Raw genomic sequence first — 15,518 nt, 5'->3', positions numbered from 1 at the left:
GCCGCCTCCTCCCCGTCCCTCTCCCGCTTCTCGATCAACCAGATGACGGTGAAGCAGCTGTCGATGCCCGAACTGGTCGAGGGATGCCTGGAGTTGGGCGTCCCCGGCGTGGGTCTGTGGCGTGAGCCGGTGCAGACGTACGGCGTGGACGCGACCGCCAAGCTGGTCCGCGACGCGGGCCTGACGGTGACGACGCTGTGCCGCGGCGGCTTCTTCACGGCGATCGACCCGGCCGAGCGGACGGCGGCCCTGGCCGACAACCGCCGCGCGATCGAAGAGGCGGCCACCCTGGGCACGGAGGTCCTGGTCCTGGTCTCGGGAGGCCTCCCGCCCGGCTCGAAGGACCTGCACGGCGCCCGGGAACGCATCGCGGACGCCCTCGGCGAACTGGGCCCCTACGCGGAGCAGCACGGCGTACGGCTGGCCATCGAGCCCCTCCACCCCATGTTCGCCTCCGACCGCTGCGTGGTCTCCACCCTCACCCAGGCCCTGGACCTCGCGGAACGCTTCCCGGCCCACCAGGTCGGCGTCACGGTTGACACGTACCACATCTGGTGGGACGACCAGGCCCCCGCCCAGATCGCCCGGGCGGGCGCGGGCGGCCGCATCCACACCTTCCAACTCGCCGACTGGACGACCCCCCTCCCCGAGGGCGTCCTCAACGGCCGCGGCCAGATCGGCGACGGCGCGATCGACATGCGCGAGTGGCAGGCCTACGTGGAGGCGGCGGGCTACACGGGCCCCATCGAGGTGGAGCTGTTCAACGACGAACTGTGGGCACGCGACGGCCGCGAGGTCCTGGCGGAGACGGCTGCACGATTCACGGAACACACGGCGTAGCACTCGGCGACGGCCGGAGACTCACCGGTCTCCGGCCGTATACGTGACGTACGCTCCGCCGCATGGCCGATGTCATGATCCGTGCGCCCGCCGAAGTCCGTGACCAACTCGCGGCGGTGGCCGAGGCGCGAGGGATCAGCCTTCGCGCCCTCATGCAGGACATCGCGGCTCGGATCGCCGTGCGGAGGCGTCGTCCTGGTGCTCCATCCCACCCCCGCGGGCATGGAGCACCAGGACCGGCTCGCCGTCCGCTCGCTGCCGCCCGATCAGGATGCGGGGTGAGCCGTGGGGCTGTCGTTACCAGAGAGTCCATGGTTGTTGTTGGCGCTGCGTCAACTGCGGTGCTGCTCCCACTCCGAACCCTTCTGCCCTGAGCCCTCCCACCCCGACCACTCCCGCACCCGGTACTCCATGGGCGAGAGTCCGTACGCGGTGCGGAAGGCGCGGGTGAAGTCGGAGGCGCGCAGGAGGCCCCAGCGGGCGGCGATCGCGCGTATCGGCGTGCCGCGCAGTGCGGGGTTGGCCAGGTCGCGGCGGGCGCCTTCCAGGCGTTGGGCGCGGATCCAGGCGGCGACCGTCTCGCCCTGCGCGTCCTCCTGGAAGAGCCGGTGCAGATAGCTGACGGAGATGTGGTGCGCGGCGGCGATCACCGGAGGCGTCAGTTCGGGGTCGTGGAGGTTCGCCCGGACGAACGCCCGGATGCGCGCGATCATGGCCCGGTGCCGCGTCTCCGGCGGCAGGGCGGCCTCCGCCTCCAGCACCTGGGCGAACCAGGCCGCCAGCAGGTCGACCAGGACCACGCCCAGCCGCGGCGCGTCGGACGGCTGGAGGAACTCCGACTGCCGGTCCAGGCCGGCCAGGAAGCCCGTCAGCAGGGCGCCCGTGCCCTCCCGCCCCGACAGCCGGCGGCCCAGCAGCGGCCGGATCCGGTCGGGCGACAGGGGCAGCAACGCCTTGGGGAAGTCCACCCCCACCCCGGTGACCATGTTGCGGTTCCCGTCGGACGGCGGATGCACCTCGTACGGCCGCGAAGTGTCGGTCAGCCACAGGTCGTGCGGGCCGTAGAAGTCGGTTCGCCCGACGTGGTCGAGCCCCAGCCCGCCGCCGAGCACCAGCGACAGGTGGTACATCTCGGGGTCGCACTGCCGTATCAGCCGGTCGTTGCGCACGAACCGCGCCGTCAGACACGACGTGGGCCACACCATCACCGGCCCCAACTCCATCAGTCGCTGCTCCGCCCAGAAGTCGGCGGCGTACTCGCTGCTGATGTCGCTGGGCGCGATCGCCCGGTGGATCAGCTCCCGCCAGTAGTCGAACCTGTCCTCCACCGGTACGTCGTCAGTCCGGAACATCGTCCCGATCACCGGGCGTCCTCCCTCTCCCCCGCTCTTCCCCCGCTCTCCCCGTGGAAGAAATCTCGGAAGTCTATTGCAACCCTTCCGGCCCCCAGCGTGTCGTACATGGCATCAGGACTTCTGGAGGGGGATCCGGGGGGATCGCGGGGGTTCTGATGCGGAGGGGAAAAGCCGAGGGGGCCCGGTCGACGGACCGGACCCCCTCGAAGCTTTCCAGGACGCAGCTCGGTCCATGAGCCTCAGAAGAACACCCCACACCTGAGCAGCACGTTCGCATACGGCCGCGCCTCGCCCGTGCGCACCACCAGCCGCGCCCCCGCCGACAGCCTCTTCAGCTCCTCGTGCGAGACGAACCCCAACTCGGGAAAGCGCTCCTCCAGCAGAGCCGCCGCCGCCGGATTCGCGTCCTGGATCTCCTCCGCCGCCGTCGCCCCCTCCACGACCAGCTCGGTGAGCAGCCCCTCCACGACCTCCGCGAAGGACGGCACCCCGGCCAGGAAGGCGAGGTCGACCACCCGGGGGCCGTCCGGGATCGGCATGCCGACGTCGCACACCAGCACCCCGTCGCCATGCCCCAACGCGGCCAGCGCCCCCGCGAGATGACGGTTGAGTATCCCGGCCTTTTTCACAGGGAGGCCACCTCCTCCGCCGTCGGGAACGACTCCTGCGCGCCCCGCCGGGTCACGGCGACCGCCCCGACGCGCGCCGCGTACGCCGCCGCCTCGGCCAGGGACGCGCCCGTGCCCAGCTTCCACGCCAGCGCCGCCGTGAAGGAGTCGCCCGCGCCCGTGGTGTCCACGGCGTCCACCTTCACCGGCGCGATCCGCTCGACACCGCCGTCCGCGGACGCGACCAGCGCGCCCTGCGAACCCAGCGTCACGACCACCGACTTGGGGCCCTTCGCGAGCAGGATCCGCGCCCAGTCCTCGGGCTCCTCGCTCACGCAGGCATCGCCGAGGATCACCTTCGCCTCGTGCTCGTTGACGATCAGCGGGTCGCAGACGTCGAGCACCTCGGCCGGCAGCGGCAGCGGCGGGGAGGGGTTCAGCACGAAGCGGCTGCCCGGCGCCAGGCTCCCGGCGACCTCCACGACCGTCTCCAGCGGGATCTCCAGCTGCGCCGACACCACCCGGGACGACTGGAACAGACAGGCGGCGGCGCGGACGTCCTGCGGGGTGAGCCGGCCGTTCGCCCCCGGTGACACCACGATGCTGTTGTCGCCCGACGGGTCCACGGTGATCAGCGCGACGCCCGTCGGCGCCCCGCCCACCAGCACACCCACGGTGTCGACCCCGGCCGCCCGCTGCGAGTCGAGCAGCAGCCGGCCGTACGCGTCGTCGCCGATCCGGGCCAGCAGGGCCGTACGGGCCCCGAGCCGGGCGGCCGCGACGGCCTGGTTCGCGCCCTTGCCGCCGGGGTGGACCGCCAGGTCGGAACCGAGCACCGTCTCACCGGCGGCCGGTCGCCGCTCGACGTCGATCACCAGGTCGGCGTTGGCCGATCCCACGACCAGGAGATCGTAGTCGTCCATGAAATGACTCCCTTGATACGTGGCTTGATACGTGGCTGATACGTGACTCGGGGCGGGCGGCCCCTGTCAGGGTGACCCTGTCGAGGTGATCCCCTCAGGGTCATCCCCTCAGGGCGACCGCCCGCCCGTTCGCCGATGTCAGCCGCTGAATCCGGCCACGTTCTCCTTCGTGACCACCTTCACCGGCACCTTCACCGTCTCCTCGACCTTCTTGCCCTGCAGCGCCTTCAGCGCGTTGTCCACAGCGATCTTGCCCAGCTGGGACGGCTGCTGCGCCACGGACGCGTAGAGCGTCCCGTTCTCGACGGCCTTGAGACCGTCGGGGGTTCCGTCGAAGCCGACGACCTGGACGGACTTGCCGGCCTTGGAGCCCAGCGCCTTGACCGCGCCGAGTGCCATCTCGTCGTTGGCGGCGATGACGCCCTGGACGTCAGGGTGGGCCTGGAGCAGGTTCGACATCACGTCGAGTCCCTTGGTGCGGTCGAAGTCGGCCGGCTGCTGGGCCAGCACCTTGATGCCGGGGTAGGCCTTCAGCCCCTTGGCGAAGCCCGCCGCCCGCTCGCGGGCCGCGGAGGTGCCCGCCTGGCCCTGCAGGATCACGATCTTGCCGGTGCCGCCCAGCTTCTCGGCGACCGTCTTCGCCGCGAGCTCACCGCCCGCCACGTTGTCGGAGGCGACCAGCGCGTCCACCGTGGCCTTGTTGACGCCCCGGTCGACGGCGATGACCGGGATGTTCGCCTTGTCGGCGGCCTTCACCGAGTTGCTCGCCGCGTCCGAGTCCACCGGGTTGACGATGATCGAGTCGAAGCCGGAACCGGTGAAGTTCTGCAGCTGGTTGGCCTGCTGCGAGGCGTCGTTCTGCGCGTCGGTGACCGTCAGGTCCACGCCCAGCTTCTTCGCCTCGGCCTTCGCGCCCGACTGGATCTGCACGAAGAACGGGTTGTTGAGGGTGGACAGCGCCAGGCCGACCTTCGGGTTCGTGGCCGACGAGTTCCCGCTGTGCAGGAAGGAGGTCGCGCCGACGATCGCCACGGTCACCACGGCCGCGAGCCCATATGTCAGTGTCTGCTTGCCCTTGCCGCCGCCGGAGCCCGTCCCGGCCGGCGCCGGGGTCGTGCCCGTCTTGCGGCGCAGGGTGTCGAAGAGCACCGCCAGCGCGATGACGACACCGATGACGACCTGCTGCCAGAACGCGGACACGGACAGCAGGTTCAGGCCGTTGCGCAGCACCGCCAGGATCAGCGCGCCGATCAGGGTGCCCGAGGCCTTGCCCGTGCCACCCGCGAGGGAGGCGCCGCCGATGACGACCGCGGCGATGGCGTCCAGCTCGTAGCCGTCGGCCGCCTGCGGCTGCGCGGAGGACAGCCGGGAGGCGAGCACAATGCCCGCTGCGGCCGCGAACACGCCGGACAGCGCGTAGATCGCGAGCTTCTGCCGGCGCACCCGCAGACCGGACAGCCGGGCCGCTTCCTCGTTGCCTCCGATGGCGTACATCGAACGGCCGATGTACGTCCGGCCGAGCACGAACGCGGCGATCGCGCCCATCACGATCATGACCAGCACCGGCACCGGCAGCCAGCCGCCGAGCGTGTCGCCGAGGTGCGAGATCGAGTCGGGGAACGCGATCGGCGAGCCCCCGGAGATCACCAGCGACAGACCGCGCGCCACCGACAGCATCGCGAGCGTCGCGATGAACGGAGGCAGCTTGCCGTACGCGATGAGGAAACCGTTGACGAGACCGGCCGCGATACCCGTGGCCACGGCGAGCAGGACGGCTATGACGACCGGAACGCCCTGTTGCGTCGCGCTCCATGCCAGCACGGTGGCCGAGAGCGCGGCGACCGAGCCGACCGACAGGTCGATGCCCGCCGAGACGATCACGAACGTCACGCCGAAGGCGAGGATGGCGGTCACGGCCGCCTGGACACCCACGTTGAGCAGGTTGTCCGTGGTCAGGAAGTCGCCCGACAGCGCCGACATGGCGATGACGAGGACGATCAGCGCGGTCAGCGCGCCGTTGTCGAGGAGCAGACGGCGGACCGCCGAGGCGCCCCCGACGCCCGATGTGCTCTTGAGCGTGTCAGCGGCCACGGCCGGCCTCCACTTCAGTGGTCGTAGTGGTACTGGAGGTACTGGAGGTACTGGTGTTACTAGGGGTGGTGGGTGTGCTGACGGCGAGTGCCATCACGGCGTCCTGGGTGGCTTCCTCGGCGGCGAGCTGACCCGCGATCCGGCCCTGGGCCATCACCAGGACCCGGTCGCTCATGCCGAGCACCTCGGGCAGATCGCTGGAGATCATGAGCACGGCGGCGCCGGCGGCCGTCAGCTCGTTGATGAGCTGATAGATCTCGACCTTCGCGCCGACGTCGATCCCGCGCGTCGGCTCGTCGAGGATCAGCACCTTGGTGTCGGCCAGCAGCCACTTGCCGATGACGACCTTCTGCTGGTTGCCGCCGGAGAGGGTGCGCACATGCTGGCCGAGGCCGGCCATCCGCACGCCGAGCTGCTCGGCGATCCGGGCCGCCGCCTCGTGCTGGCCCTTGAGGTCCACCAGCCCGCCACGGGTCGCGGAGCGCATGGTCACGAGCCCGAGGTTCTCCTCGACCGACTGGTCGAGCACCAGCCCCTGACCCTTGCGGTCCTCGGGCACCAGCCCGATCCCGGCCGCCATCGCCGCGACCACGTCGTGCCGGGCGAGCTTCGCACCCGCGACCCGCACGGCTCCCCGGTCGTAGGGGTCCGCCCCGAAGACGGCCCGTACGACCTCGGTACGACCGGCGCCGACGAGCCCGGCGATGCCGACGACCTCACCGGCGTGCACCTCGAAGCTGATGTCGTGGAAGACGCCGTCCCGCGTGAGCCCTTCGACGGACAGCAGGGCGGTGCCCGCCTCGGCGCTCTCCTCGGCCCGCACCCTGGGGTACTGCTGCTCGATGGAGCGGCCCACCATGAGCCGTACGAGCTCGTCCTCGGGCGTGGAGGCGGGCACCTGGCCGACGGACCGGCCGTCCCGAATGACCGTGACCCGGTCACCGAGGGCGGCGATCTCCTCCAGGTGATGCGTGATGAACACGATGCCCACGCCGTCCTCGCGCAGGGTGCGCACGATCGCGAAGAGCTTCTCGACCTCCTCGGAGGTCAGCACGGCGGTCGGCTCGTCCATGATCAGCACGCGCGCGTTCAGGCTGAGCGCCTTGGCGATCTCGACCATCTGCAGCCGCGCGATGCCCAGTTCACGCACGAGCGCGCGGGGCGAGACGGACACGCCCACCCGCTCCAGCAGGACGGCCGCGTCGGCCTCCATCCGCTTGCGGTCGATCATCCCGAAGCGACGCGGCTGCCGCCCCAGGAAGATGTTCTCGGCGACCGTCAGATCGGGGACGAGGTTGAACTCCTGGTAGATGGTGGCGATCCCGAGGCGTTCGGAGTCCTGCGCACCATGGATGTGCACCTCCTCGCCGCCGGCCAGGATCCGCCCGGCGTCGGGCCGGTAGGCGCCGGAGAGCATCTTGATGAGGGTGCTCTTGCCCGCGCCGTTCTCACCGAGCAGCACATGCACCTCGCCCCGACGCAGGTCGAAGTCGACGCTGTCGAGCGCGACCACACCGGGAAAGGTCTTGCGTATGCCTTCGATGCGCAACAGTTCGTCCGCGTTGCTCACGTCTGGCTCCTGTTCATTACTGGGGACTGCGCAGAAGGTGCCTGCACAGGCGGCTCTGGGGGAGGGGATGGCGTCGAGGAAGTCGGCGGCTCGCCGAGCGCCGGCTCGCCGCAGGAGCGGCGTACGACCAGGCGGGCAAGCAGGGTGACGGACTGCGGAGGGCGCCCCTCGATGCGGTCGACCAGCGCCCGCACGGCGGCCCGCCCCAGCTCGCCCGTCGGCTGGGCGATCGCCGTGACCGGCGGATCGGTGTGCACGAACCAGGGGATGTCGTCGAACGCGGCCAGCGCCAGGTCGTGCGGAACGCGCAACCCACGCGCGCGTGTGGCGTCCAGCGCGCCCAGTGCCATCAGGTTGTCGGCCGCGAAGACGACCTCGGGCGGTTCCGGCAGGTCGAGGAAGCCCTCGGTGACCCGCCGCCCGCTCTCGGCCTGGAAGTCGCCCTGGCCTATGTAGGCGTCCGGGAGGGGGAGCCCGTACTCGGCCAGGGCGGCCCGGAAGGCCTCCACTCGCTCGCTGCCGGTGGTGGTGGCCGCCGGACCCGCGATGATGGCGAGCCGCCGGTGCCCGAGCGCGTACAGATGCGCCACGAGCTCGCGGACGGCGGCCCGTCCGTCCGCCCGGACCACGGGCACGTCCACGCCCGGGATCCACCGGTCGACGAACACCATCGGGGTCCCCCCGCGCGCGGCGTCCAGCATCAGCGGCGAGCCGCCGTCGGTGGGGGAGACGAGGAGACCGTCGATCCGGCGGTCCAGCAGGGTCCGTACGTGGTGGTCCTGGAGTTCGGGCCGTTCGTCGGCGTTGCCGATGATCACGCTGTAGCCGAGCGCACGGGCCGCCTCCTCCACGGAGCGGGCCAGCTCGGTGAAGTAAGGATTCATCACGTCGCTGATGACCAGGCCGAGGGTGCGGGTCTGGTCGGTGCGCAGCGATCGCGCGACGGCGTTCGGGCGGTAGCCCAGCGCCTCGACGGCGGCCAGCACACGCGTGCGTGCGTCCTCGCTGACCGAAGGATGGTGGTTGAGGACGCGCGACACCGTGGCGACGGATACTCCCGCCTCGGCAGCGACGTCCTTGATGCTCGCCATCGCAGGACCACCTCCTTGTGGGTGCGCATGGAATCGATTACATCGACCTGCACAGACGATTGGAATCGATTACATGAGAGAAAGCAAGCCTTCGGCCGCATCCCGAGGCCGGACTGTGATGAAAGGGACACGGGGCATCCCGTCCCCCTCCGGCACGGACGGACCCGACGGGCCTGTCGGTGCCGGGCGGTACCGTCGGATCATGACCGATCAGGCGGGGGCCGCCCAGGCGGGAGAACGGCGACTGGCCACGCTCGAAGGCGTGCTCGAGCGCATCACGTACGCCAACGAGGAGAACGGCTACACGGTCGCCCGGGTCGACACCGGCAGAGGCGCCGGCGACCTCCTCACGGTGGTGGGCGCGCTGCTCGGCGCCCAGGTCGGCGAGTCCCTGCGCATGGAGGGCCGCTGGGGCTCCCATCCCCAGTACGGCAAGCAGTTCACCGTCGAGAACTACACGACCGTGCTGCCCGCCACCGTCCAGGGCATCCGCCGTTACCTCGGATCCGGCCTGGTCAAAGGCATCGGCCCGGTCTTCGCCGACCGCATCACGCAGCACTTCGGCATGGACACCCTGCAGATCATCGAGGAGGAGCCGAAGCGGCTCATCGAGGTCCCCGGGCTCGGTCCGAAGCGCACGAAGAAGATCGCCGACGCCTGGGAGGAGCAGAAGGCGATCAAGGAGGTCATGCTCTTCCTCCAGACCGTCGAGGTGTCCACGTCCATCGCGGTCCGCATCTACAAGAAGTACGGCGACGCGTCCATCTCGGTCGTCAAGAACCAGCCCTACCGGCTCGCGGCCGACGTCTGGGGCATCGGCTTCCTCACCGCGGACAAGATCGCCCAGTCCGTCGGGATCCCGCACGACAGCCCGGAGCGCGTCAAGGCGGGCCTGCAGTACGCGCTGTCCCAGGCCACCGACCAGGGCCACTGCTATCTCCCCGAGGAGCGGCTGATCGCCGACGCGGTCAAGCTCCTCCAGGTCGACACCGGCCTTGTCATCGAGTGCCTCGCCGAGCTCGCGGAGCCCGCCGAGGATCCCGGCGTCGTACGCGAGAAGGTCCCGGGTCCGGACGGCGGCCCGGAACCCGTCACCGCCGTCTACCTGGTCCCCTTCCACCGCGCCGAACTCGCCCTCGCCGCCCAGCTGTCGCGGCTGCTGCGCACCGAGGAGGACCGGATGCCGGCCTTCCGTGACGTGGCCTGGGACAAGGCGCTGGCCTGGCTGAAGGCCCGCACGAAGGCCGAGCTCGCGCCCGAGCAGGAGGCGGCCGTCAAGCTCGCGCTGACCGAGAAGGTCGCCGTGCTGACCGGCGGCCCCGGCTGCGGCAAGTCCTTCACCGTCCGCTCGATCGTGGAGCTGGCCCGCGCGAGGAAGGCCAAGGTCGTGCTGGCCGCCCCGACCGGCCGCGCAGCCAAGCGCCTCGCCGAGCTCACCGGCGCCGAGGCCTCCACCGTCCACCGCCTGCTGGAGCTCAAGCCCGGCGGTGACGCGGCCTATGACCGCGACCGCCCGCTGGACGCCGACCTGGTCGTGGTCGACGAGGCGTCGATGCTGGACCTGCTGCTCGCCAACAAGCTGGTCAAGGCCGTGCCGCCGGGTGCCCACCTGCTCTTCGTCGGGGATGTGGACCAGCTCCCCAGCGTCGGCGCGGGCGAGGTGCTGCGCGATCTGCTCGCCGCCGACAGCCCTGTCCCGGCCGTGCGCCTCACGCGCGTGTTCCGCCAGGCCCAGCAGTCCGGCGTGGTGACCAACGCGCACCGGATCAACGCCGGGCAGCACCCGCTCACCGACGGCATGAAGGACTTCTTCCTCTTCGTCGAGGACGACACGGAGGAGGCCGGCCGGCTCACGGTGGACGTGGCGGCCCGTCGTATCCCCGCCAAGTTCGGCCTCGACCCGCGCCGGGACGTCCAGGTGCTCGCGCCCATGCACCGCGGACCCGCCGGGGCCGGCGCGCTCAACGGGCTGCTCCAGCAGGCCGTCACCCCGGGCCGCCCCGACGTCCCCGAGAAGCGGTTCGGCGGCCGGGTCTTCCGCGTCGGCGACAAGGTCACCCAGATCCGCAACAATTACGACAAGGGGAAGAACGGTGTCTTCAACGGCACCGTGGGCGTCGTCACCTCGCTCGATCCGGTCGACCAGCGCCTCACGGTGCTGACCGACGAGGACGAGGAGGTTCCGTACGAGTTCGACGAACTGGACGAACTGGCGCACGCGTACGCGGTGACCATCCACCGTTCACAGGGAAGTGAATATCCCGCCGTGGTGATCCCCGTCACCACGGGAGCATGGATGATGCTGCAGCGGAACCTTCTGTATACGGCCGTCACCCGTGCGAAGAAGCTGGTCGTCCTCGTCGGCTCCCGCAAGGCGATCGGCCAGGCGGTACGCACGGTGTCGGCGGGCCGGCGCTGCACGGCCTTGGACTTTCGGCTCGCGGGCCTTCGTAAAAAATGATCGATCAAATGAGTCACAAAGGTCACAGAGCACTTCCCCAACCGTGACCAAGGCGGCAGGATGGGGTAGTTGGCGGCACTGAGTGCCGCCAATAAGCCCAATGGTCGACCCCGAGTGCACTCTCCTGCGCCAAATGGGGGATGGTAGAGACAGTCAGGGCAACCTCGAAGAAGAGGCACAACGTCGGTGAGGGATGACGTGAGCGACAACTCTGTAGTACTGCGGTACGGCGACGGCGAGTACACCTACCCGGTGATCGACAGCACCGTCGGCGACAAGGGCTTCGACATCGGGAAGCTTCGCGCCCAGACCGGTCTGGTGACCCTGGACAGCGGCTACGGCAACACCGCCGCGTATAAATCCGCCGTCACGTACCTGGACGGCGAACAGGGCATCCTCCGGTACCGCGGCTACCCGATCGAGCAGCTGGCCGAGCGTTCGACCTTCCTCGAGGTCGCCTACCTGCTGATCAACGGTGAGCTGCCGAGCGTCGACGAGCTCAGCGTCTTCAAGAACGACATCACGCAGCACACCCTGCTGCACGAGGACGTCAAGAACTTCTACCGCGGCTTCCCGCGCGACGCCCACCCGATGGCCATGCTGTCGTCGGTGGTCTCCGCGCTGTCCACGTTCTACCAGGACAGCCACAACCCGTTCGACGAGAAGCAGCGCAACCTCTCCACGATCCGGCTGCTCGCCAAGCTCCCGACGATCGCGGCGTACGCCTACAAGAAGTCGATCGGTCACCCGTTCGTCTACCCGCGCAACGACCTGGGCTACGTCGAGAACTTCCTCCGGATGACCTTCTCGGTCCCCGCCCAGGAGTACGACCTCGACCCGGTCGTCGTCTCCGCGCTCGACAAGCTGCTCATCCTGCACGCGGACCACGAGCAGAACTGTTCGACGTCCACGGTCCGCCTGGTCGGCTCGTCCCAGGCGAACATGTTCGCGTCGATCTCGGCCGGCATCAATGCGCTGTGGGGCCCGCTGCACGGCGGCGCCAACCAGTCCGTGCTGGAGATGCTCGAGGGCATCCAGGCCAACGGCGGCGATGTCGACTCCTTCATCCGCAAGGTGAAGAACAAGGAGGACGGCGTCCGCCTGATGGGCTTCGGCCACCGGGTGTACAAGTCCTTCGACCCGCGCGCGAAGATCATCAAGGCCGCGGCGCACGACGTCCTCTCGGCCCTCGGCAAGGACGACGCGCTGCTGGACATCGCGCTGAAGCTGGAGGAGCACGCGCTCTCCGACGACTACTTCGTCTCGCGCAACCTCTACCCGAACGTCGACTTCTACACCGGCCTGATCTACCGGGCCATGGGCTTCCCGACCGAGATGTTCACGGTCCTCTTCGCCCTGGGCCGCCTCCCGGGCTGGATCGCCCAGTGGCACGAGATGATCAAGGAGCCCGGCTCCCGCATCGGGCGCCCGCGCCAGATCTACACGGGTGTCGTGGAGCGCGACTTCGTTCCGGTCGAGCAGCGTTGACCTTCTGCCGGTGGGGGGCGCCGTTCGATCTGGGCGCCCGCCGCTGGGGTTGTGCTGACGGCTTCGGGGGCCCGAGGTCGGCCGGGGGTCCGGGGGTTGTCCCCCGGGCGGGTGCTGCCACGGGTGTCGTGGAGCGCGACTTCGTCCCGGTCGAGCAGCGTTGACCTTCTGCCGGTGGGGGCGTCGCCAGTTCGCTGGGGCGTCTCTCACCGGCTGTTCGTCTGTCTGAGGGCATACGGAAGGCGCCCCGGCGGCGGTCCCCCCACGGGCCGACGACCAGGGCGCCTTCCCATGTCCCGGTGCGGATTCCCCCCACGGGATCCGGCCGGGCGTTGTGAGGACAGCGCCTGAATTCGCTGTTTTGTAACCATGTGCGGTTGTTGTGCCTGCGGTTGAGCAGAACGAGCAGAACTCGTCGTACTACCACCTGTGTGCGATCTGCCGGGACAGCGCACGCTGGGAGGGCCGCTCAAAGCTTCCCGGTGTACGTGCCCCGGCAACGCATCTCTGAGGAAGTCCCCCAAGACATCCCCAGATGTCAGGTCACGCCCCCCAAGACGCTTCCTGACATCGTCAACTTAGACCGTCGAGCCCCTTCGATGGTTACGTTCACATCACTGTGATCTGAGTCTCTTGCATATGTCCGTTAGATGCGCAAGAGACCGGATACGGCGATCGAGGCCCAAGCGTAAGGATGATGCGCGAGCCTTGTGAAGAGCTTATGTGAGGCTCGCCCGGGACTCCAGGGGGTATGACTTTTCGGGACGGTCACTTGAAGGCGCGCAACCGCAGGCTGTTCGTCACGACGAAGACCGACGAGAACGCCATCGCCGCTCCCGCGATCATCGGGTTCAGCAGCCCGGCCGCGGCCAGCGGCAACGCGGCCACGTTGTAGCCGAAGGCCCACACCAGGTTGCCCTTGATCGTGGTCAGCGTCCGCCGGGACAGCCGGATCGCGTCCGCGGCCGCCCGCAGATCCCCGCGCACCAGCGTCAGATCGCTCGCCTCGATCGCCGCGTCCGTGCCGGTCCCCATGGCCAGCCCCAGGTCGGCCGTCGCGAGCGCGGCCGCGTCGTTGACGCCGTCCCCGACCATGGCGACGACCCGCCCCTCGCCCTGCAGTCGCCGCACGACGTCGACCTTGTCCTCCGGCAGCACCTCGGCGATGACCCGGTCGATCCCGACGGCCTCCGCGACGGCCTTCGCGACCGTCTCGTTGTCCCCGGTCAGCAGCACCGGCGTGAGCCCCAGCGCGCGCAGTTCCCGCACCGCCTCGGCGCTGGTCTCCTTGACCGCGTCGGCGACCGCCAGCACCCCGCGCGCCACTCCGTCCCACCCGGCGACGACGGCCGTACGACCGCCCCGCTCGGCCTCGTCCTTGGCGCGCGCCAACTCCTCCGGGACGGCCTCGAAGAGGCGCCCCACGGCCACCTCGCGGCCCTCCACGAGCCCGCGCACACCCCGCCCGGGCACGTTCTCGAACCGCTCGACCGCGGGCAGCTCACCGACCCTCCCCCGCTCTCGGCTTCGCTCGAGCGGGGGGACCCTCATCTCGGCGCCCGCCGCCACCGCCCGGGCGACCGGATGCTCGGAGGCGTGCTCCAGGGCGCCGGCCAGCCGCAGCAGCTCCCGCTCGTCCGTGCCGTCCACGACGTACACGTCCTGCAGGGTCATCCGGCCGGTGGTGACGGTTCCGGTCTTGTCGAGGACGACCGTGTCGACGCGGCGCGTGGACTCCAGGACCTCGGGGCCCTTGATGAGGATGCCGAGCTGCGCGCCGCGCCCGGTGCCGACCATGAGCGCGGTGGGCGTGGCGAGCCCGAGCGCGCACGGGCAGGCGATGATCAGGACCGCGACGGCCGCCGTGAACGCGGCGGCCGTGTCGCCCGTCGCGCCGAGCCAGCCGCCGAAGGTGGCGACCGCGAGCAGCAGCACCACCGGCACGAAGATCCCGGAGATCCGGTCGGCGAGCCGCTGCACCTCGGCCTTGCCGTTCTGCGCGTCCTCGACCAGCCTCGCCATCCGCGCGAGCTGTGTGTCCGCGCCGATCCGGGTGGCCTCGACGACCAACCGCCCGCCGGCGTTCACGGTGGCCCCGGTCACCGTGTCGCCCGGCCCGACGTCCACCGGCACGGACTCGCCGGTCAGCATCGACGCGTCCACGGCGGACGCGCCCTCCACGACCGTCCCGTCGGTGGCGACCTTCTCCCCGGGCCGTACGACGAACCGGTCCCCGACCGTCAGCCGGTCGACCGGAATCCGCACTTCCGCGCCGCCCCGCAGGACGGCCACGTCCTTCGCGCCCAGCTCCATCAGCGCCCGCAGCGCCGCCCCCGCGCGCCGCTTGGAGCGGGCCTCCAGATAGCGGCCGAGCAGGATGAAGGCGGTGACGCCGGCGGCGACCTCCAGATAGATCGCCGAGGCGCCGTCCGTGCGGGAGACGGTGAGTTCGAAGGGGTGCCGCATGCCGGGCATGCCCGCGTCACCGAAGAACAGCGCCCACAGCGACCAGCCGAGCGCGGCCAGCGTGCCGACCGAGACCAGGGTGTCCATGGTGGCCGCGCCGTGCCGCAGGTTCGTCCACGCGGCCTTGTGCAGCGGCCCGCCGCCCCAGACGACCGCCGGAGCGGCGAGCGTCAGCGAGAGCCACTGCCAGTTGTCGAACTGCAGCGACGGAACCATCGCCAGCAGCACGACGGGCGCGGCGAGCAGCACGGTGACGATCAGCCGGTGCCGCAGGCTGTCGAGTTCGGGATCCCGGGGCGCCTCTTCCTGGCCCTGGACCGGTGGTTCCGGCGCGGGTTCCTCGGCCGAGTACCCGGTCTTCACCACGGTCGCGATCAGATCGGCGACCTCGATGCCGGCCGGATAGCTGACCTTCGCCTTCTCGGTCGCGTAGTTGACCGTCGCGGTGACGCCGTCCATGCGGTTGAGCTTCTTCTCGACGCGGGCCGCGCAGGAGGCGCAGGTCATTCCGCCGATGAGCAGTTCGACCTCGGAGGTCGGGAACGTTATCGGGGTGTCCGCGGTGGCGGTGCTGGTCATGTCCGTGCTCCAGGAAGCGGACCGGACCGTACGGAACCAGTATGAG

The 15,518-nt window shown here is 70.2% G+C and carries 10 protein-coding genes; 3 read left to right on the top strand and 7 right to left on the bottom strand.

Annotation, left to right across the window (positions count from 1 at the left end; translation table 11 throughout):
* Positions 1 to 42: 42 nt before the first annotated feature.
* Positions 43 to 840: a sugar phosphate isomerase/epimerase family protein gene (locus ABZ725_RS26620; protein ID WP_358805299.1), complete on the top strand. Its 798-nt coding sequence runs from the start codon at positions 43 to 45 to the stop codon at positions 838 to 840.
* A gap of 332 nt (positions 841 to 1,172) precedes the next feature.
* Here ABZ725_RS26620 and ABZ725_RS26615 read toward each other — a convergent pair whose 3' ends face one another.
* From ABZ725_RS26615 to ABZ725_RS26590, 6 genes are all read right to left on the bottom strand, one after another.
* Complete coding sequence (locus ABZ725_RS26615) at positions 1,173 to 2,204, bottom strand: AraC family transcriptional regulator (RefSeq protein ID WP_358805091.1); 1,032 nt, start codon at positions 2,202 to 2,204, stop codon at positions 1,173 to 1,175.
* Between the two features lie 230 nt (positions 2,205 to 2,434).
* Positions 2,435 to 2,824: a D-ribose pyranase gene (gene rbsD / locus ABZ725_RS26610; protein ID WP_358805090.1), complete on the bottom strand. Its 390-nt coding sequence runs from the start codon at positions 2,822 to 2,824 to the stop codon at positions 2,435 to 2,437.
* Positions 2,821 to 3,726, bottom strand: coding sequence for a ribokinase (locus tag ABZ725_RS26605; RefSeq protein WP_358805089.1), 906 nt, complete (start codon positions 3,724 to 3,726; stop codon positions 2,821 to 2,823). The genes rbsD and ABZ725_RS26605 overlap by 4 nt, the downstream gene beginning before the upstream one ends.
* A gap of 138 nt (positions 3,727 to 3,864) precedes the next feature.
* Entirely contained in the window at positions 3,865 to 5,817 is a 1,953-nt protein-coding gene (locus ABZ725_RS26600; RefSeq protein ID WP_358805088.1) for a substrate-binding domain-containing protein, read from the bottom strand.
* The gene (locus ABZ725_RS26595) at positions 5,807 to 7,387 is read right to left on the bottom strand and encodes a sugar ABC transporter ATP-binding protein (RefSeq protein ID WP_358805087.1); all 1,581 of its coding nucleotides are present in this window, start codon (positions 7,385 to 7,387) and stop codon (positions 5,807 to 5,809) included. The genes ABZ725_RS26600 and ABZ725_RS26595 overlap by 11 nt, the downstream gene beginning before the upstream one ends.
* Positions 7,384 to 8,478 carry a LacI family DNA-binding transcriptional regulator gene (locus ABZ725_RS26590; RefSeq protein ID WP_358805086.1) on the bottom strand — a complete coding sequence of 365 codons (1,095 nt, stop codon included), beginning with the start codon at positions 8,476 to 8,478 and terminating at the stop codon, positions 7,384 to 7,386. The genes ABZ725_RS26595 and ABZ725_RS26590 overlap by 4 nt, the downstream gene beginning before the upstream one ends.
* A gap of 202 nt (positions 8,479 to 8,680) precedes the next feature.
* Between ABZ725_RS26590 and ABZ725_RS26585 the strand changes: the two genes are divergently transcribed.
* Positions 8,681 to 10,939 carry an ATP-dependent RecD-like DNA helicase gene (locus ABZ725_RS26585; RefSeq protein ID WP_358805085.1) on the top strand — a complete coding sequence of 753 codons (2,259 nt, stop codon included), beginning with the start codon at positions 8,681 to 8,683 and terminating at the stop codon, positions 10,937 to 10,939.
* Between the two features lie 198 nt (positions 10,940 to 11,137).
* Positions 11,138 to 12,427 (top strand): citrate synthase, encoded by a 1,290-nt coding sequence (locus tag ABZ725_RS26580; protein WP_358805084.1) that lies wholly within the window; start codon positions 11,138 to 11,140, stop codon positions 12,425 to 12,427.
* Between the two features lie 768 nt (positions 12,428 to 13,195).
* On the opposite strand, the gene ABZ725_RS26575 is transcribed toward ABZ725_RS26580, so the two are convergent.
* The gene (locus ABZ725_RS26575; RefSeq protein WP_358805083.1) at positions 13,196 to 15,472 is read right to left on the bottom strand and encodes a heavy metal translocating P-type ATPase; all 2,277 of its coding nucleotides are present in this window, start codon (positions 15,470 to 15,472) and stop codon (positions 13,196 to 13,198) included.
* Between the last annotated feature and the right edge of the window lie 46 nt (positions 15,473 to 15,518).

The organism is Streptomyces sp. NPDC006872 (genome assembly GCF_040635845.1).
In the GTDB taxonomy this organism is placed as follows: Bacteria; Actinomycetota; Actinomycetes; order Streptomycetales; family Streptomycetaceae; genus Streptomyces.
The sequence above is the reverse complement of the archived record's forward strand: the minus strand, read 5'-3'. Positions and strand labels throughout refer to the sequence as shown.